Genomic DNA, 18,686 nt, shown 5'->3' on the forward strand with positions numbered 1-18,686 from the left:
GTCGATCGGCAGGGACGATTTTTCATGATGGATTTCGCGATATTCTGGGATTGGCTGAGTTTCGCCGTGCGCTGGCTGCACGTCGTCACCGGCATCGCCTGGATCGGCTCGTCCTTTTATTTCGTCGCGCTCGACCTCGGCCTGCGCCAACGCCCGGGCATGCCTGCAGGCGCTTTCGGCGAGGAATGGCAGGTGCATGGCGGCGGCTTCTACCACGTGCAGAAATATCTGGTGGCACCGGCCGAAATGCCCGAGCACCTGACCTGGTTCAAGTGGGAATCCTACGCCACCTGGCTGTCAGGCTTCGCGATGCTGTGCGTGGTCTATTATGCCGGGGCGGACCTGTTCCTGATCGATCCGAATGTGCTTGCCATGTCGGTGCCTACAGGCATCTTGCTGTCGCTGGCGACGATCGGCGTCGGCTGGGTGGTCTACGATCTCCTGTGCCGTTCGCCGCTCGGCAACAGCGACACCGGCCTGATGCTGGTGCTGTATGGGGTGCTGGTATTCATGGCCTGGGGACTGACCCACCTGTTCACCGGCCGCGCCGCCTTCCTGCATCTTGGCGCCATCACCGCGACGATCATGTCGGCCAACGTCTTCATGGTCATCATCCCCAACCAGAAGATCGTCGTCGCCGACCTGATCGCCGGCCGTAAGCCCGATCCGAAATACGGCAAGATCGCCAAGCAGCGCTCGCTGCACAACAACTACCTGACGCTGCCCGTTTTGTTCCTGATGCTGTCGAACCATTATCCGCTGGCGTTCGGGACAGAGTTCAACTGGGTCATCGCCTCGCTGGTGTTCATCATCGGCGTGCTGATCCGGCACTATTTCAACACCAGGCATGCGCGCAAAGGCAATCCGACCTGGACCTGGCTGGCGGCGGCCGTGCTGTTCTTGGTCATCATCTGGCTGTCGACGGTGCCGAAGTTGCTGACCGGCGAGGCGAAGGCGTCGGCGGCGGCCCAGGTCTACGTTGCCTCGGCGCATTTCCCTGCCGTGCGCGATACGGTGCTTGGCCGCTGTTCGATGTGCCACGCCGCGGAGCCGTCCTACGAGGGCATCTACCACGCGCCGAAGGGCGTGATGCTCGACACCGATGCCGGCATCGCCGAGCACGCCGGCGAGATCTACCTGCAGGCCGGCCGCAGCCACGCCATGCCGCCCGCCAACGTCACCCAGATCACCGACAAGGAACGGGCGCTGCTGGTGGCATGGTTCGAAGGCGCAAGGAAATGACCAGCACGCTCCTGCGCGGCCGCACGCTGTCGTTTTTGCGCTGGCCCGAAACCGTCGACGACCATTCCGCCTGGCGCTACGAGCAAGATGGCGGCCTGCTGCTCCGCGATGGTAGGATCGTTGCCGCGGGCGCCTATGCCGAGGTCGAGAAAAAGGCGGGCGAGGGAACGAAAAAGATCGACCACCGGCCGCATCTGCTGCTGCCCGGGTTTATCGATGCGCACGCGCATTTTCCGCAGATGCAGGTCATCGCTTCCTTCGGCGCCGAGCTGCTCGACTGGCTGAACACGTACACTTTTCCGGAAGAGACAAAATTCGGGAACGCTCAGCATGGCCGCCGTATCGCCAGGCTGTTCCTGGATGAAGTATTGCGTCATGGCACGACGACTGTCGCCGCCTATTGCTCGGTACACAAGGAATCGGCCGAGGCGTTCTTTGCCGAGTCGCATGACCGCAACATGCTCAACATCGCCGGCAAGGTGATGATGGACCGCAACGCGCCGGACGGCGTGCTCGACACGCCGCAATCGGGTTATGACGACAGCAAGGCGCTGATCGAGGAGTGGCACGGCAAGGGGCGCCAGCACTATGCCATCACCCCACGCTTCGCCATCACCTCGTCACCCGAGCAATTGGAAACGGCGGGCGCGCTCTGCCGCGAATATCCGCACTTGCATATGCAGACGCATCTGTCGGAAAACCACGCCGAGATCGCCTTTACGCAGCAATTGTACCCGCAGACGCGGGACTATACCGACATCTACGAGCAGTATGGACTGCTCGGCCGCAAAAGCCTGTTCGGCCACTGCATTCATCTGTCGGAACGCGAGGCGGATGTGCTTTCGGATAGCGGCTCGGTGGCGGTGTTCTGCCCGACCTCCAACCTGTTTCTCGGCTCGGGCCTGTTCGATTATCAGCGCTATCGCCGCCGCGAGAAGCCGCTCCGCATCGCCGCCGCCACCGATGTCGGCGGTGGCACCAACTATTCGATGCTGCGCACCATGGACGAGGGCTACAAGGTGATCGCGCTGAATGGCGAGAAGCTCAATCCGTTTCAGTCATTCTGGCAACTGACCCGCGGCAATGCCGAGGCCTTGTCGCTTGCGGAAAAGATCGGCACTCTGGAGGAAGGCAGCGACGCCGATATCGTCGTGCTCGACGCCCGCGCCACGCCGGCGATGCGGCTGCGGGTGGAGACGGCGGACACGCTCGCCGAGGAATTGTTTCTGCTGCAGACGCTAGGCGACGACCGCGCCGTGCACGAGGTCTATGTCGCCGGTCGGGCAGTTAAGGCGGACATGGCGACCTAGCTGGTCCCGGCGTCCCGGCTTGACCGAACGGCAGCCATCGGCCAAAGCGTGCGACGAGATTAACAGGGGAACGACATGGCCGTTGTGGACGACATCGCTCTGATCAAGAAACAGGAAGCCGCGCTTGTTTTCTCCGCCTTTGACGAGGCTGTCGCTTTCGAGATCGGCTCGGCGATCCGCGACCGGGCTTTGACCGAGAACCTGCCGATCATCGTCGATATCAGAACCTTCGATCGGCCGCTGTTCTATGCGGCAATGCCCGGCTCGAACGCTTCCAATCCGGACTGGGCGCGGCGCAAGATCAACGTCGTGCGGCGGTTCCTGAAAAGCACCTACCGCATGGTGCTGGAGCAGCAGCGCCCCGACCGCAGCTTCAAGCCTGGCGAGGGGCTGGACATTGTCGACTACGTGCTGGCCGGCGGCGGCTTTCCCATCACTGTCAAGGGCGCCGGTGTCATCGGCGTGATCGCCGTCTCGGGCCTGCCGGAGCGTGAGGACCATGGCGTGGTCGTCGATGCGCTGTGTAGCTACTTGGGCGTCGATAGCCAGGAGTTGGTCCTGCCGCCGGAAGCAACATCGTGACGTTGGCGCCGCCCCTCATCCGCCTGCCGGCACCTTCTCCCCGTGTAGCGACGGGGAGAAGGGAAGCGCTCCAACGCTGGCGTGTCCAGTTGATAGATGGGTGGCGACCCCCTCTCCCCGTCTCTAGACGGGGAGAGGGTAAGGGTGAGGGGCAGCGCAGACGCCGCAGAAGTTCGCAGAACGTCGGTGGCAGCTCAGTATGACCATTCTCGACCCGAAATCCTTCCTTATATCCATCTTCAACGCCGCCGTTGCCGCCGCCGATCCCCAGAGGACGATCAAGAATCATTTGCCGGCAAGGCCGAAGGGCCGCACGATCGTCATCGGTGCAGGAAAAGGCTCGGCGCAGATGGCGGCTGCTTTCGAGGAAGCGTGGGACGGGCCGATCGAAGGGCTGGTCGTCACCCGCTACGGCTATGGCGCGGTCTGCCGGCGCATCGAGATCATCGAGGCGGCGCATCCGGTGCCGGATGCCGCCGGGCTGGAAGCTTCGCGGCGGCTGCTCGAAAAAGTCCAGGGACTGACTGCGGACGACCTTGTCGTGGCGCTCATTTCCGGCGGCGGCTCGGCGCTGCTGCCGTCACCCGCCGAAGGTCTGACGCTGGCCGATGAGATCGCCGTCAACGAGGCGCTGCTCGCCTCCGGTGCGCCGATCACCGCGATGAACACGATCCGTAAGCACCTTTCCACCATCAAGGGCGGCAGGCTGGCGGCCGCCGCATATCCGGCCAAGGTGGTCTCGCTGGTGGTATCAGACATTCCGGGCGACAATCCGGCTCTGGTCGCTTCTGGTCCGACCGTGCCGGACATAGGCAGCCGTGAGGACGCACAGGCGTCGATCGCTGCCTATGGCATGAAGCTGCCGGCTTCGGTCATGGCGCATATCAAGTCGCCGGCGGCCGATGCGCCACGTCCGGACGATCCGCGTTTTATCCGCAACGAGGTGCATCTGATCGCTTCGGCCGGCGTCTCGCTGGAAGCAGCAGCGGCCGAAGCGAAGCGCCGAGGTATTCAGGCCGTCATTCTCTCCGATTCCATCGAGGGCGAGGCACGCGAGGTCGGTGGCATCCACGCCGCAATCGCGCGCGAGGTGGCGACGCGCAGCCGGCCATTTGCAAAGCCGGTGCTGATCCTGTCGGGCGGCGAGACGACGGTGACCCTGCGCGCGAAAGGCAAAGGCGGCCGTAACTCGGAATTCCTGCTCGCCTTCGCCATCGGCATCACCGGCATGGCGGGCGTGCACGCACTGGCCGCCGACACCGACGGCATTGACGGTTCGGAAGACAATGCCGGCGCCTTCGCCGACGGCTCGACAGTTTCGCGGATGCGCGCGGCGGGCGTCGATGCCAAGGCCATGCTTGCCGGCAACAACGCCTGGACGGCATTCAATGCCGTAGATGACCTTTTCGTACCCGGTCCGACCGGCACAAACATCAACGATCTCCGGGCGATATTGATCAAATAGCTCAGGCCGCCATCAGCCTTTTCACCGCTCTCATATCCTGCAGGAACCGCTCGCGTTCGGCCCGCTTGTCCGCCGGCTCGCGAATGCGCAGAATGAAGGACGGGTGGATGGTGACGAAGACACGCAAGCCATCGTCGCGCTCCACTACCGCCCCGCGCATCTTCATGATCGGCACCACCTTGCCGAGCAGCGCCTGCGCTGCAGTGGCGCCGAGTGCCACCGCCAGGTTGGGCTTGATCAGATCGATCTCTTTGTCCAGCCACCAGCGGCAAGCCTGCACCTCGCCGGCATTCGGCTTGGAGTGGATGCGCCGCTTGCCGCGCGGCTCGAACTTGAAATGCTTAACCGCGTTGGTGACGTAGACTTTCAGCCGATCGACGCCGGCATCATCCAGGATCGCGTCGAACACCTTGCCGGCCGGACCGACGAAAGGCTTGCCCGCCAGGTCCTCCTGGTCGCCCGGCTGTTCGCCGACGAAGATCACCTTGGCTTTATCAGGACCCTCACCGAACACGGTCTGCGTGGCATCGCGCCATAGCGGACAGCGGCGGCAGATCTTGGCCGTTTCGCGCAGTTCAGGAATCGTCCTGGCGTCGATTTCTGTCGTGTCCGGGGACTTGCTTGCAGGCAAGCCTCTCGACTGCACCTTGGCATGGTGCGGCGTCGGGGTTGTCTGCATCCTGGCGATCATGACTAAGGCGGCCTTGTTCGCTCCTGCAATCAGACACGCAATGAGCAAAGCCCGCCGAAGGTTCCGCTGAAATTATTCCGCATGGGCCTTCACCGGCAGATGGCCGACGATGTGAAGCCCTAAACCTCGTGCAGATAGAGGTGATAATCCAGTTCGCTGACCGTGCGCGCCACGCGCAGATATTCCGACTGCTTGATCGCCACGAATGTCCGGTGCAGGTCTTCGCCCAATGCGCCCTTGAGGAAGGTCGACGCCCTTGCCGCCTCGATCGCGGCACGCCAGTCGACCGGCATCGTCGTGCGCGTGACGGCGGATTCGTAGCCATTGCCGGTGGTTTCAGGGCCGGGGTCAAGACCTTCGTCGAGACCCCTAGTGATGCCGGCCAGCACCGTTGCCGCGACTAGATAAGGGTTGGCGTCGACGCCCGATGGCCGGTGCTCGATGCGGCGGTTCTTGGCATCGCCGGCTGGCACACGCAGCGCCACCGAACGGTTGTTGACGCCCCAGGTCGGCGCCACCGGCGCATAGGATTGCGATACGAAGCGCCGCCATGAATTGGCGTGCGGCGCGAACACCAGCATCGATTCCGCCATCGTCTGGATCAGTCCGCCGAGACCGCGCAGCAGCGGCAGCGACCAGCTTTCGCCGCCGGCTTCGGCAAAGACGTTCTTGCCGGCATCATCCAGCAGCGAGACATGAAAATGCATGCCAGAGCCGGCATACTTCTCGATCGGCTTGGCCATGAAGCAAGCGGTGACACCATGACGGCGTGCCTGCGCCCGCACCAGCCGCTTGAGCATGACGAGATCGTCGGCCGCCCGCATCACGTCCTTGCGGTAATTGAGCGTCAGTTCGTACTGGCCGGGCGCATATTCCGAGATGACCGTCTCGGCCGGGATGCCTTGCACCTTGGCCGCGGCATAGATGTCGGAAAACAGCGGCTCCATGCCGTGCAGATGGTCGACGGAATAGACCTCTGTCTTGGCCGAGCGGCGGCCGTCGAGCACCGCATGCGCCGGCTGCACCTTGCCTTCGGCATCGCGCTCATTGGCGAGCAGGAAGAACTCGAGCTCGAAGGCGCCGGCCGGATGCAGGCCCTTGGCCGCGAGGATATCTACCTGGCGGGCGAGCGCCAGCCGCGGGTCGGACGACATCGGCTGGCCATCGAGATGGTACATCGCCATCAACACCTGGCCGCGCGGCGGCTGGGTGCCGAACAGCGGCACCAGCGTGCCGGGGATCGGCCACGCCCGCAGGTCGCCGTCGCCAGTCGTCCAGATCAGCCCGGTCTCGTGAACATCCTCGCCGGTGATGTCGAGGCCGAGGATCGAGATCGGCATGTGCCGGCCGCCCTCGAAGATGCTCATCAACTCATGTCGGCGCACGATCTTGCCGCGCCCCACGCCATTGGCGTCGGTCAGCACGATGTCGAACGCTTCGATCTCCGGATGGGCGTCGAGAAAGGCCTGCGCCTCGGCGGGCGTCGAGCCCGAAGGGGATGCCGTGACCAGGTTCAAACTTTGCTTGGGCGCTTGTTTCATGCTGCCAGCTTGTCTCATGCCGTAAGCTTTGCCGCAACCGCGCCGAAGGCGGTGATCAGCCGGTTCACCTGGGCGGCGCGAGTTGCCGGCGAGATCAGCATCATATTGTGGAACGGTGCGATCAGCACGCCGCGATTGACCAGCGCGACATGCATCGCCGCTTCGAGCTCCGGCGCATGCGCCCTCTCGGCTTCGCCGCCATTCCTCAGCGGGCCTGGCGCGCAGATGAACTCGACGCGGGCGCCAACCCGAGCAACATGCCAGGGCAGGCGATAGCGATCGATAACGGCAGTCAGCCCGGCGTCGAGCCGCCGCGCCAGATGGTCCATATGGCTGTAGTTCTCGTCGGTCATGACGTCTTCGAGCGTGGCACGCATCGCCGCGAATTGCAGCGGATTGGCCGACAGCGTTGTCCCCATGCCGGAATAGCCGGGCTCTTTCCGGCTGATATAAGCGGCATAGCGCGCCGCAACGCCTTCGCTCATGCCCCACACACTCGCCGGTATGCCGCCGGCAATCGGCTTGCCGAGCACGAACAGGTCCGGCTCCAGCCCGTATTTGCTTGTATAGCCGCCGGGACCGGTCGAGATCGTATGCGTCTCGTCGATTAGAAGCAGCGTGCCGGTCGCACGGGTGAGACGCCGCAAGCCGTCATGAAAGCCGGCTTCGGGCAGCACCATGCAGGAATTGGTCAGCACCGGCTCGGCGATGACGCAGGCGACATCGTTGCCCTGAAGTGCGGCCTCAAGCGCCGGCAGATCGTTGAACTCGACGATATCAGTTGCCCGCGTCAGGTCGCGGAATTCGCCGGCCAGTCCCGGTCGGTTCACCGCTTTGCCGTCGACCAGCCGGACCATCGTCTCGTCGACCGAGCCATGATAGCAGCCGTTGAAGACCAGGATCTTCTCCCGGCCGGTAACGGCACGGGCAACCCGCAGCGCGAAGCGGTTGGCGTCGGTTGCCGTCGTCGCGATCTGCCACAACGGCAGACCGAAGCGCTGTTGCAGCAGCGGGCCGATGGCGAGCGCGTCCTCGGCAGGCAGCATGTAGGTCAGACCGCGTCCGGCCTGCCGGCGGATGGCGCGGGCGACCGGCGGCGGCGAATGACCGAACATCGAGCCGGTGTCGCCGAGGCAGAAATCGTCGAGCCGGTTGCCGTCGATATCTCTGATGGTGGCGCCTTTGGCCTTATCAACGAGGATCGGGAACGGCGCCGGCCAGTCGTTCATCCAGTGCATCGGCACGCCGCCGAAGAAGCCGGGCAGGCCATTGCCGATTTTCGCCATCGATTTCGGCCGCGCCTGGCGGAAGGCTTCTGCCTCGGTCTGGCGCAACTCGGCAATCCGGGCCGGGCCGATGCCGCCGATGGAAGTCTTTGAATGGTTGATGACGTTCATGGCGGGCCCTCTCCGCCGCACTTTAGACAATCGGCATCCGCCACCGCAATTGGCCGGGCGGCTGCCCTGTGTTGGGTCAGCGGTCATTTGAATGGAACAGGCGCTTGACCGCGAGCCGCCTTCGGGCGCCAATGGCACTTCGGCTGGAGGGGACACGATGGTGCGGGCGATCATCTGCGCGGCAACGCTGCTGTCGTCGGTTGGTGCGGCTTTGGCATCCGGCGGCATCTGGTGTTCCGCCGAGGATGCAGCCGTCAAATTTGAGGTCGATGCCGGAGTCACCAGAGGCATGGGCGGGCCGACCTTCAATTTTCGCGGCGAGCTCGAAATTCTGGGCAGGCCAGTCGGCGACACTCTGCGCAAGACTGTGTTCGAGGATCAGAACCTCACGCAATATTGGCTCGACAACAAGGAATTGCGGCTGCTCGTCTACCATGAACGGCAGGTCGAAAACGCCTACGGCTATGTCGAACTGGCGATCCTGACCAAGGCCAGCGACGAAGGCGTCTTTGACGGCCACTATTTGCTCTCAATCTATGATGTAACGGCCGATGCCGAAAAGGACGGCAAGCCGGCTGAATTGACCGGCAAAGTATCTTGCGGAGCCGACTAACGGGCTAGGCGGAAATGTCGATGACGCCGCAATCGCCGGCGGCGCTGCCGAACGCGACGCGGCGCTCTTCCTTGTCCCACATCATCGATGTGATGGCGCCCTTGCCTGGCCGGCGCAGCAGCACTTCCCTGGCGTCGGTGAAGCGCACCGCCATCACCATGCCGTCATCATACCCTATCGCCACTACATCTTGGCTCGGATGGCAGGCGACGGAGGTGACCATCGCATTGCCGCGCGTGCCGAGTTCCAGCGGCGCCTTGCCCATCGGCCCATCCTTGCCCGAAAACGGCCAGACGATCGCCGCCGGAGCGCCCGAACTCGCCAGCCATTTGCCCTTGGCGCTCCACGACAGGCTTTTGACCTTGCCGGGGTAGCCGGACATCCGCATGTGCTTGCCGTCGGCGAGTTTCCAGCCATGCAGGGCGTTTTCCTGCATTGTGGTGACGACGAAGCCGCCGTCCGGCGAAAACGTGATGCCGGTGTGGGCGCCGGCCCATTCGAGCTCGACCGGCTTGCCGTCGGCGGCCGGGAAATGGAGCGTCGCGCCATTGTAGCGGGCAACGCCGAAGCGCATGCCCTTGGGCGAGAAGGCCAGCCCCTCGACCGAGCGCGGATGCGAGAATTCCCTGGTCTTGCCGTCAGCAAAACGCACATAGGCAATTTTGCCCGAAGCATAGGCAACAGCGCCTTGCGGCCCGGCGGCGACGCTGGTGATCCATTTTTTGCCTGCGGTCGCCAATTCCGCAGTATTGCCGCCTGCGGTCACGGCAAAGATCTTGCCGTCCTCACCGCCGGTGATCAGCCGGTCGTTTGCGCCATCGTGAAGGGCGGCGAGCAGCCCGTCATTGGCCTGCACCGTCTTGTGGCCATGGTCGAGCCGATGGATTGCGCCGTCGGCCAGCGCGAAATGCGGCACGTCGCCAAGGAACACGGCGGCGAGGCAGTGGCCTTCGAGATCGAGCGGGGCGACTGTCGGCATGAGAGACCATTCCGTTCGAGATTTCTGCTGCCCCACCCTTAAGGGGTTGAGCTGCGGGTCTCAACCCGTGCTTCGGATCGTCGTGAGGAGAGAGCGCCAGCGTTGCGGGCGCCCCTTCTCCCACAAGGGGAGAAGGGGGAAAGGGCAGCTAAATCAAGCGGCGTGGCAGGCCTGGAAGCTTGTCTTCAGCCGCTCGGCGTCGAGTTCGCGGCCGATGAACACCAGCCGGCTCTCGTGCTTCTCGCCGTCCTTCCAGGCGCGTTGGTGGTCGCCTTCGATGATCATGTGCACGCCCTGGATGACATAGCGCTCGTCATCGCCTTTCAGCGCGATGATACCTTTCAGCCGCAGGATGTTCGGGCCTTCCATTTGGGTGACCTTCTCGATCCACGGGAAGAACTTTTTCGGGTCCATCTCGCCGCCGCGCAGCGACACCGACTGCACCGTCACATCATGGATGTCGGAAGGGTGCGCGTGATGATGGTCATGCCCGTCATGATCGTGATGATCATGGCCCTCGTGATCATGGTGATCATGATCATGATGGTCGTGATCGTCATGCGCCTCGAGGAAGTGCGGATCGTTCTCCAGCGCCCGGGACAGGTCGAACGCACCGCGATCGAGCACCTCGGACAGCGCCACGCCGGCGCGTGTGGTGCGATGGATGCGTGCCGCCGGGTTGATGGCGCGGATCGTCGCCTCCACCTTGCTCAGCTCTTCGGGGGTGACCAGGTCGGTCTTGTTGAGCACGACGACATCGGCAAAGGCGATCTGGTCCTCGGCCTCGCGGGAATCCTTGAGGCGCAGCGGCAGGTGCTTGGCGTCGACCAGCGCCACCACCGCATCGAGCCTGGTCTTGGAACGCACATCGTCGTCCATGAAGAAGGTTTGCGCTACCGGCACGGGATCGGCGAGGCCTGTGGTCTCGACGACGATGGCGTCGAAGCGGCCGGGCCTGCGCATCAGACCTTCGACGACGCGGATCAGGTCGCCGCGCACGGTGCAGCAGATGCAGCCATTGTTCATCTCGTAGATTTCCTCGTCGGATTCCACGATCAACTCGTTGTCGATGCCGATCTCGCCGAACTCATTGACGATGACGGCGTAGCGCTTGCCATGGTTTTCCGAAAGGATGCGGTTGAGCAGTGTCGTCTTGCCGGCGCCGAGATAGCCGGTAAGGACGGTAACGGGGATCTGCGTCTGTGCGTCGCTCATATTGTGCCTCGAATAGGGATTGTCGGCTCCATATAGGATGTGTGCTCGGCTTTTGCACGAGGCAAACCGATGGGCCAAAGAGGCCGGTATTGCCGAACTTTCCCCACATTGCCGAACGTTCATTGGCGCGGGCTGGCGGTGGGGCCTAGATAGGGCGAGGGGTTGTTCGCACTGAGGAGGCGCCAGATGTCCGACAAGTCCTTGCCACTAAGCCGGCGGCAGGCTCTCGGTCTTGTAGCGGTCACCACGGGCGGCATATTCCTGCCCGCCGGCGTAAGGGCCGGGCAGGTCTCGCCCTATGCCGGGCTTGCTTTGTTCAAAGCCGGTGCCGGCGTCTGCGCCATCACGCCCGAGGTCACAGAAGGACCGTTCTATTTCGACCCGAAGCTCGAACGCGCCGATATCACCGAGGGTAAGAAGGGCGTCGCCCTCAATGTGCGGCTGCAAATCGTCGACGCCGCCTGCCGGCCGCTTCCCGGCGCACGCGTCGATATCTGGCATTGCGACGCCCAGGGCGCCTATTCCGGCTATCCCGGACAGGGCGACGGGCAGGATATCGACACGTCCGGCCAGAGCTTTCTGCGCGGCTGGCAGAGAGCCGATGAAAGCGGCATCGCTTCTTTCGCCACCATCTATCCCGGCTGGTATCGCGGCCGCACCACCCACATCCATTTCAAGATCTTCCCCGACGACCGCTCGGCGATGACCGGCCAGATGTTCTTCCCCGACAGCTTGAGCGAGCAGATATTCGCCACCGTCGCGCCCTATAACGATCGCCCCGGCAAACGCGATACATCGAACACGCGGGACGGCATTGCCCGCCAGGCCGGGCCGCTGTCACAGGCAGCGCTGCGGGAAATGGCGGACGCCTATCAGGCCTTGATGGTGGTCGCGGTGAAGGCCGGTTGAGGGCGCCTCGTCACGTCGCCATCCAGCCGTCGCGGAAAGTCGTTTGTCATCTAACTGAAATAAACATCTGGCATTAGCCACGGCGAACACCGCGATGCTTGCCGGCAAAGCTATTTTCCGAGCCGGAATGTTTTCGATCGTCATTGCCAATCGGCGGCCTGCTTCTATGCTGTCCGCACCGGTTCGGCCGAGGAGGGATGAGCATGGCCAAGGCGGACAAGACTGCAACAATGAGCCGGCTGCATTCGGCGGCGCGGCTGGCGCGCACGGCGCTCGCCGCCCGGCTTCTGGCGCATGGCTTCTATGCCGGTCAGGACCAGATCATGCTGGCGCTCGACCGCGAGGACGGGCAGACGCCCGGCAATCTTGCCGGCCGCCTCGGCGTGCGTCCGCCGACCATCACCAAGACCATCAACCGGCTGCAGGCACAGGGTTTTCTGGAAAAGCGCGCCTCCTCCGCCGATGCCCGCCAGGCTCATATTTTCCTCACCGACACCGGCCGCGAAATCATCCACGCCATCGAGAAATCGGTGAAGAAGACCGAAAAGCAGGCATTGAAGGGTCTCGACAAGAAGGATCAGAAATCGCTGTTCAAGCTGCTTGCACGTGTCGAAGCGAATCTTTCGAACGGCGAAATGGTGCTCCCCGATGACGAACTGGATATCGAGGACAAGATCCTTGAATAGGTCACGCGTTCGCCGCTGACGGCCGCCGCGTCAGTGCCGACCAGCGTCCGGGTGTGACGCCGAACGCCTTCTTGAAATGCCGATTGAAATGGCTTTGGTCACTGAAGCCGGCTGCGATGGCGATTTGCGCCAGCGGCTCGTCGGCTTCGATCATCCGACGGGCTCGCTGAAGCCGGCGCATCAACAAGAACCGGTGCGGGCTGGTCGAGAAGGTGGCGCGGAAATGCCGTGACAGGGCATAACGGTCCAACCCGGTGATCGCCTCCAATTCATCCGAACGTACAATCCGCGCGACATTTTCCTCCAGATAGTCGCGCGCCAGACTTGCGGCACGCCACGCAGTTTTCGCTATCGGTTTCGCCGGCTGACCGGCGTGCCGGGCCAGGCTTTGCATCAGCTGCGTCATGAAATCGACCACAAACAGCTCGTCCAGTTCCTGATCCAGCGGCCCGAGCGCCGAAAGCAGCGTCGCGCGGAAATCGCGGTCTGTCATCACGGCATCCCCGACAAACGGCAGTGACCCGCCGCCGAGGCAATCGAGCATCAGGGACGGCTCCAAATACAGCATTCTGTAACGCAATCCGTCTTCTGTGCCGGCGCCGCCATCGTGCATTTCGTCGGGATGAAGGATAATGATCTGGCCAGGCAGGCTCTGATGCGTCGCGCCGCGATAGCGGAAGCTCTGTATGCCATAAAGCGTCACCCCGATTGCATAGGTGTCGTGGCGATGGAGATCGAAGGCGTTGCCGTGGAACCGGGCCTCGATGCGTTCCATGCCGGCAGTACCGGGTGCCGATACGATGCAGTTCTCGGCTGCATCCACGCACAAACGTCCAAGACCCTGAAAGGCTTCCCCGTCTAGACCGTGCGGCATCGCTTCACTCGCAGCCTCGGATTGGCCCCCTTTCGGATTGGAAACTGTCGCATGTTCGATACGAAATTTGCAATCGTGCTCAGGGACGATCTTCCCGTCTGGCAGAAGCTCAACGTCACCGCCTTTCTGACCAGCGGCATCGTCGCGCAGTTTCCCGACCTCATCGGCGAGCCCTACCGTGACCGCGCCGGCAATATCTACAACCCGCTATCGATCCAGCCGGTCATCGTGCTTTCGGCAGACGGCCAGGCGCTCGGAACGATCCAGCGGCGGGCGCTGGAGCGTGGTGTGACGGTTTCGCTCTATGTCGAGGAAATGTTTTCGACTGGGTACGATCTGGCCAACCGCGCCGTCTTTGCCGAATTTGCGCCGGAGGATGCCAAGGTGGTCGGCATCGCGCTTCGCGCCGAAAAGAAGCTCGTCGACAAGATCACCAAGGGTGCCCGCATGCACACCTGACTCTCCGGCCACCAGGAACAAAACTGAGCCTGTCGTCGCCTGTCGGTGTGCCAGCCTCTTTTGGCTTGCCCGCTGGCGACAATTCCCGCATTGGTGAGGGACTGCCTTGCTTCCCGTCCGGCCTGAAATTGAATGCTCCCCCAAGACAAGACGAAAGCGCGACGTCGCCGGCGGCGATCCTGTGCATGCTTTCCGTCTATGTGTTTTTCACCTTCCTCGACACCAGCAGCAAGTACCTTGTGCTGGCTGGCGTCTCGGCGCTGATCGTCGCCTGGACCCGCTTCGCGGTCCATGTCCTGCTTGTCGGCGTCTTTCTGCGCGGATGGCGTGAGCCGTTGCGTTTTCGTCCCGCCAACCTGCCGGCGCATCTCACGCGCGGTCTGCTCCTGTTCGGATCGACCATGTTCAACATTCTGGCGCTGCGGACGCTGCAGCTGGCGGAAACCACCTCGATCTACTTCTTCGGCCCGATGGTGATCACCGCGCTTGCCGGTCCGTTGCTCGGCGAATGGGCCGGCTGGCGGCGCTGGCTGGCGATCATGAGCGGCTTTGTCGGCGTCCTCATCATCACCCGGCCGGGCGTCGGGGTTTTTGGCGTCGGCCATCTCTTTGCGCTCGGCTCGATGCTATCGAACAGTTTCTACGTCATCATGACGCGCCGTATGTCGGCGACGGAAACCTCGGAAAGTCTCATCCTGTTTTCGGCGCTGGCGCCGGCCGTGCTGCTGCTGCCGACGCTGCCGTTTTCGCTTTCGCTGCCGCAGGATGGCTGGCACTGGTTCATATTGCTGATGCTTGGCGTCTTCGGCGCCATCGGCCATTGGCTTCTTGTGCAGGCCTATCGCCTTGCCACCACCACGGCCCTGGCTCCCTATCCCTATTCGCAGATGATCTGGATGATCATCTCCGGCCTGATCGTCTTCAACCAGTTTCCCGACCGCTGGACGCTGGTCGGTGCCACCGTCATCGTCGCCAGCGGCCTCTACATCGTCCACCGCGAGCACCGGCTTCGCTTGCACAACCGCGCGACGCTGGACGCGGAGGCGGAAGCGCTGGCAAAAAAACTTTGATTTGCTCGGGATCGATGGCATAAGAGCCGGCCTTTAAACAGTTTAAATTGCTTCGGGAGCGCAGGGCGCTGGCACAGAAGATCAAGCTTTCGACCATCGCGGATGCGCTCGGCGTGTCCACGGCCACGGTCTCGCTGGCCTTGCGCGACAGCCCGCTGGTCGCCGGCGGCACCCGCGACCGTATCAAGGAACATGCACGCGCCATCGGCTATATCTACAACCGCCGCGCCGCCAGCCTTCGCACCTCACGCTCGGGCATTGTCGGCGTCGTCGTCCACGACATCATGAACCCGTTCTTTGCCGAGATACTGCGTTCGATCGAGAGCGAACTCGACCGCAGCCGGCAGACCTTCATCCTGTCGAACCACTACGACCAACTCGAGAAACAGCGCACCTTCATCGACACGCTTCTGCAGCTCGGCGCTGACGGCGTCATCATGTCGCCGGCCATCGGCACGCCGCCCGAAGACATAATCATGGCCGAGGAGAACGGTCTCCCGGCAGTGCTGATTGCACGCACCGTCGAAGGTGCCGACGTGCCGGTGTTTCGCGGCGACGATGCCTATGGCACCGGGCTTGCTACCAATCATCTGATCTCGCTTGGCCACAAGCGCATCGCCATGATCGGCGGTACCGACCAGACGTCGACCGGCCGCGACCGTTATCAGGGATATGTCAACGCCATGGAGGCGGCAGGGCTCGAGGTCAGGCCGTCATGGCGTATCGCCGGCCCGCGCACCAAGCAGGCCGGCTTCGAGGCTGCCGGGCAGTTCTTGGCGCTGAAAGACAGGCCTACCGCGGCCTGCTGCTGGAACGACCTCGTCGCCATCGGCCTGATGAACGGCATTGCGCGCGCGGGGCTGGTGCCGGGCATCGACATCTCCGTTACCGGCTATGACGACCTCGAGGAAGCGGCGATCGCGACGCCGGCACTGACCACGGTCTGGAACGGCCAGCGCGAGGTTGGCCGCCGCGCCGCCAGCGCGCTGCTCGACAAACTCAACGGACAGACGGTGCGGCCGTCGCAGGAACTGATCAAGCCGGAACTGCATGTGCGCCAGTCGACCGGCAAACCGGTGGAACGTGCATGACAAAAACCGAACAGCAAGCTGTCGCCATTCTGGTGCCGGGCCAGTTCAACGACCATGCGGTCGGCCGCATCGACGGGGCGTTCAGCCGCGTCCGGATCGAAGGCGCCGATCCGTCGCTGGTCACCGACGACATGCGCCGTACGGTGCGCGGCATAGCCGCCTTCGGCGGCATAAGCGCCGCGTTGATGGACGCGCTGCCAAAGCTCGAGATCATCGCCAATTTCGGCGTCGGCTATGATTCTGTCGATGTCCGCCACGCCGTACAGCGCGGCATCATGGTCACCAACACCCCGGATGTGCTGACCGAAGAGGTCGCCGATACGGCGCTCGGCTTGCTGATCAACACCATCCGCGAACTGCCGCGCGCCGAGGCCTGGCTGCGCGACGGAAGTTGGCTGCGCAAAGGCAACTATCCGCTGAGCCGGCTGACCCTGCGCGGGCGCCATGTCGGTATCTTTGGCATGGGCCGCATCGGCCTCGCCATTGCCCGCCGGCTCGAGGCTTTCGGGCTGCCCATCGCCTACCACAACCGGCGCCGCGTCGAAGGCCTGTCCTATGACTATCACCCGACGCTGAAAGGTCTCGCCGAGGCGGTCGACACACTGATCTCGGTGGCGCCCGGCGGGGCCGCGACGGAAAGGGCAGTCAATGCCGAAATCCTCTCGGCTCTTGGGCCGAACGGCGTCTTCGTCAATATCGGCCGGGGCAGCACGGTCGATGAGCCAGCCCTTGCCGCCGCACTTGCCAGCGGCAGCATCGCCGCTGCCGGGCTAGACGTCTTTGCCGACGAGCCGAATGTGCCAGCGGCGTTGCTTGCCGCGCCCAACACCTCGCTTTTGCCACATGTCGGCTCCGCCTCGCAGCACACCCGCCGCGTCATGGCGGACCTATGCGTCGACAATCTGGTCTCGTGGTTTTCGCAGCGCAAGGCACTGACGCCGGTGCCGGAGACGGCAAATGTCAAGGCAAGGCCGTAAGCGGGCTGCCATATCTATTAACTTCAGCTTAACCCTTCGGAATCATTCTGGTCCCTTCCTAGTGTCTGTCCGCCTGACAGCACATGACAGCAAGATGAAGCGCGCCTCCTGATCTCTTCGAACGCGGCGCGCTTGAAATGCGCGGAGAAACAGGATGAAAACGCTTCCTGCATTGATGGCGGTTGCTGTGCTGTTCGGCAGCGTCCAGCTGTTTTATGCCGGTAGCGGTGAAAGCCGTGCAGCCAGTGAGTCACCACCTTCATCCGGCAACTACCGGCTGGTAGCCCATGGTGACGAGGCGTCTTGTGCGGTCAGCCGTGGCGCCGAGATTTCGCAAGGCTTGTCGCTGTTGACGGTCGCCGCGAATTGCCGCCGGGTGTTGCCCGGTGTCGAGCAGGCGAAGTTCTGGCGAGAGCAGAATGACGGCACGGTCACATTCAGCGCCAACGACACCGATCCAATCGTCATGTTCTCAGTCGCCGATGGCGACGGTTACGAATCCTACGCGCCGGCGCTGCCGCTGCTATCGCTGGCGTCGGCCGGCAACTGACGAGCGCTATTCTGCCGCTGCGCGCGCGCCCGATTTCGCCGCCTGATGCAGACGTACAGCGTCGCCGAAGGCGCGGAAAATCTTTGCCGAGATGTTGTCAGATTCGACCCAGTACTCTGGATGCCACTGCACGCCAACAGCGAAGGCGCGGGCGTCCTTGACCGAAACCGCCTCGACAGTGCCGTCGGCGGCGACCGCTTCGACCTGCAGCTTCGGGCCAAGCCGATCGATGGCCTGGCGATGCACCGAATTGACCAGGATGTCGCCGGCGCCGAAGACCCCGGCCAGGCAGCTGCCGGGTTTTATCGACACGCTCTGGCGGATGGCGAAGCGTTCGTCCTGATTGTCGCTTGCCGGCGCACGATGGTCGAGCGAACCGACGCGTTCCTGGATTTCGGTCGCCAGCGTGCCGCCCAGTGCCACATTCATCTCCTGGATTCCGCGGCAGATGGCGAGCAGCGGTACCCCGCGCTCCACCGCCCGGCGGATCAGTGGCAACGTCGTCGCGTCGCGGGCGGAGTCGTAAGGACCATTGGCTTCGCTGGCGTCACCGCCATAGAGCGAGGGATGAACGTTGGACTTCGAACCGGTGACCATGACGCCGTCGACGGCGGAAAGCAGTTCATCGAAGTCGAGCCGGTCGCCGAAGGACGGTACCAGCAGCGGGAACACGCCTGCACCCGAAAGCGCCGCTTCAAGATATTGCTGTGGCGCGGCATGCCAGATGTAATTGTCGAACTGGCGGACGTCGGTCGATACGGCGACGAGCGGCTGGTGCATTTGGTCCGGATCCCATCGGGTGCAACGAATTATCTGCCTGCAAAATAGGCGATCCGAAGGCGCATTTCCATGGCAAGTTTCGGCGTGTCGCGTAGGCCAGTTAATCGACCTTAGACTATAGTTGCAAGATCTGCCCCAACGCCGTGAATTTCCCCGAAATGCGCCACTCAAACCGGGCTGCCACGCTGGACTCGACTCCTTGCCTGTGTATTGTCGGGCTCGAAGCCGATCCGGGCCCCGAAGCGTCCCGAATGT

Annotated in this window: 19 protein-coding genes; 12 read left to right on the top strand and 7 right to left on the bottom strand. The window is 63.3% G+C overall.

Annotated elements, in window-relative coordinates; genetic code table 11:
• Positions 1-24 precede the first annotated feature (24 nt).
• The 4 genes from NKG95_RS27520 to NKG95_RS27535 all read left to right on the top strand — a co-directional run bounded on the left by NKG95_RS27520 (position 25) and on the right by NKG95_RS27535 (position 4,599).
• A complete protein-coding gene (locus NKG95_RS27520) occupies positions 25-1,242 on the top strand; it encodes a urate hydroxylase PuuD (protein ID WP_023718072.1) in 1,218 nt (405 codons plus the stop codon).
• The gene (guaD, locus tag NKG95_RS27525) at positions 1,239-2,552 is read left to right on the top strand and encodes a guanine deaminase (protein ID WP_352817171.1); all 1,314 of its coding nucleotides are present in this window, start codon (positions 1,239-1,241) and stop codon (positions 2,550-2,552) included. Before NKG95_RS27520 ends, guaD begins: the two co-directional genes overlap by 4 nt.
• A 75-nt stretch (positions 2,553-2,627) precedes the next feature.
• Positions 2,628-3,134 carry a heme-degrading domain-containing protein gene (locus NKG95_RS27530; protein WP_353043051.1) on the top strand — a complete coding sequence of 169 codons (507 nt, stop codon included), beginning with the start codon at positions 2,628-2,630 and terminating at the stop codon, positions 3,132-3,134.
• Positions 3,135-3,333: 199 nt separating this feature from the next.
• Positions 3,334-4,599: a glycerate kinase type-2 family protein gene (locus tag NKG95_RS27535; protein WP_353043052.1), complete on the top strand. Its 1,266-nt coding sequence runs from the start codon at positions 3,334-3,336 to the stop codon at positions 4,597-4,599.
• Between the two features lies 1 nt (position 4,600).
• Here the strand turns inward: NKG95_RS27535 and NKG95_RS27540 are convergent, their stop codons facing one another.
• The 3 genes from NKG95_RS27540 to NKG95_RS27550 form a co-directional block, all read right to left on the bottom strand.
• Positions 4,601-5,323, bottom strand: coding sequence for a UdgX family uracil-DNA binding protein (locus NKG95_RS27540; protein ID WP_280940411.1), 723 nt, complete (start codon positions 5,321-5,323; stop codon positions 4,601-4,603).
• 86 nt (positions 5,324-5,409) lie between these two features.
• The gene (locus NKG95_RS27545) at positions 5,410-6,831 is read right to left on the bottom strand and encodes a glutamine synthetase family protein (protein WP_352547943.1); all 1,422 of its coding nucleotides are present in this window, start codon (positions 6,829-6,831) and stop codon (positions 5,410-5,412) included.
• Positions 6,832-6,845: 14 nt separating this feature from the next.
• Positions 6,846-8,228, bottom strand: a complete 1,383-nt coding sequence (locus tag NKG95_RS27550; RefSeq protein ID WP_352855780.1) for an aspartate aminotransferase family protein — start codon at positions 8,226-8,228, stop codon at positions 6,846-6,848.
• A gap of 91 nt (positions 8,229-8,319) precedes the next feature.
• Here NKG95_RS27550 and NKG95_RS27555 point away from each other — a divergent pair, with 91 nt between their 5' ends.
• Entirely contained in the window at positions 8,320-8,841 is a 522-nt protein-coding gene (locus tag NKG95_RS27555) for a hypothetical protein (protein ID WP_353043053.1), read from the top strand.
• 4 nt (positions 8,842-8,845) lie between these two features.
• Here the strand turns inward: NKG95_RS27555 and NKG95_RS27560 are convergent, their stop codons facing one another.
• The gene (locus NKG95_RS27560) at positions 8,846-9,820 is read right to left on the bottom strand and encodes a WD40 repeat domain-containing protein (RefSeq protein WP_353043054.1); all 975 of its coding nucleotides are present in this window, start codon (positions 9,818-9,820) and stop codon (positions 8,846-8,848) included.
• Positions 9,821-9,973: 153 nt separating this feature from the next.
• Entirely contained in the window at positions 9,974-11,035 is a 1,062-nt protein-coding gene (locus tag NKG95_RS27565; RefSeq protein ID WP_023718063.1) for a CobW family GTP-binding protein, read from the bottom strand.
• 186 nt (positions 11,036-11,221) lie between these two features.
• Here NKG95_RS27565 and NKG95_RS27570 point away from each other — a divergent pair, with 186 nt between their 5' ends.
• Both NKG95_RS27570 and NKG95_RS27575 read left to right on the top strand, forming a co-directional pair.
• Positions 11,222-11,944 carry an intradiol ring-cleavage dioxygenase gene (locus NKG95_RS27570; RefSeq protein ID WP_352591807.1) on the top strand — a complete coding sequence of 241 codons (723 nt, stop codon included), beginning with the start codon at positions 11,222-11,224 and terminating at the stop codon, positions 11,942-11,944.
• A gap of 203 nt (positions 11,945-12,147) precedes the next feature.
• A complete protein-coding gene (locus tag NKG95_RS27575) occupies positions 12,148-12,630 on the top strand; it encodes a MarR family winged helix-turn-helix transcriptional regulator (RefSeq protein WP_023718061.1) in 483 nt (160 codons plus the stop codon).
• A gap of 1 nt (position 12,631) precedes the next feature.
• Here the strand turns inward: NKG95_RS27575 and NKG95_RS27580 are convergent, their stop codons facing one another.
• Positions 12,632-13,504 (bottom strand): AraC family transcriptional regulator, encoded by an 873-nt coding sequence (locus NKG95_RS27580; RefSeq protein WP_352918833.1) that lies wholly within the window; start codon positions 13,502-13,504, stop codon positions 12,632-12,634.
• 51 nt (positions 13,505-13,555) lie between these two features.
• Here NKG95_RS27580 and NKG95_RS27585 point away from each other — a divergent pair, with 51 nt between their 5' ends.
• The 5 genes from NKG95_RS27585 (at position 13,556) to NKG95_RS27605 (ending at position 17,651) form a co-directional block, all read left to right on the top strand.
• The gene (locus NKG95_RS27585; protein ID WP_023718059.1) at positions 13,556-13,963 is read left to right on the top strand and encodes a DUF2000 family protein; all 408 of its coding nucleotides are present in this window, start codon (positions 13,556-13,558) and stop codon (positions 13,961-13,963) included.
• Between the two features lie 185 nt (positions 13,964-14,148).
• The gene (locus NKG95_RS27590) at positions 14,149-15,033 is read left to right on the top strand and encodes a DMT family transporter (RefSeq protein WP_353043055.1); all 885 of its coding nucleotides are present in this window, start codon (positions 14,149-14,151) and stop codon (positions 15,031-15,033) included.
• A gap of 68 nt (positions 15,034-15,101) precedes the next feature.
• The gene (locus NKG95_RS27595) at positions 15,102-16,124 is read left to right on the top strand and encodes a LacI family DNA-binding transcriptional regulator (RefSeq protein ID WP_023676245.1); all 1,023 of its coding nucleotides are present in this window, start codon (positions 15,102-15,104) and stop codon (positions 16,122-16,124) included.
• On the top strand, positions 16,121-17,101 hold the full coding sequence (locus tag NKG95_RS27600; RefSeq protein ID WP_353043056.1) for a 2-hydroxyacid dehydrogenase: 981 nt from the start codon (positions 16,121-16,123) through the stop codon (positions 17,099-17,101). The genes NKG95_RS27595 and NKG95_RS27600 overlap by 4 nt, the downstream gene beginning before the upstream one ends.
• A 154-nt stretch (positions 17,102-17,255) precedes the next feature.
• Complete coding sequence (locus NKG95_RS27605) at positions 17,256-17,651, top strand: hypothetical protein (protein ID WP_353043057.1); 396 nt, start codon at positions 17,256-17,258, stop codon at positions 17,649-17,651.
• A gap of 6 nt (positions 17,652-17,657) precedes the next feature.
• Here the strand turns inward: NKG95_RS27605 and NKG95_RS27610 are convergent, their stop codons facing one another.
• Positions 17,658-18,431, bottom strand: coding sequence for a gamma-glutamyl-gamma-aminobutyrate hydrolase family protein (locus NKG95_RS27610; RefSeq protein WP_353043058.1), 774 nt, complete (start codon positions 18,429-18,431; stop codon positions 17,658-17,660).
• Positions 18,432-18,686: the final 255 nt, after the last annotated feature.

Source organism: Mesorhizobium sp. M1423 (genome assembly GCF_040317575.1).
Lineage (GTDB): Bacteria > Pseudomonadota > Alphaproteobacteria > Rhizobiales > Rhizobiaceae > Mesorhizobium.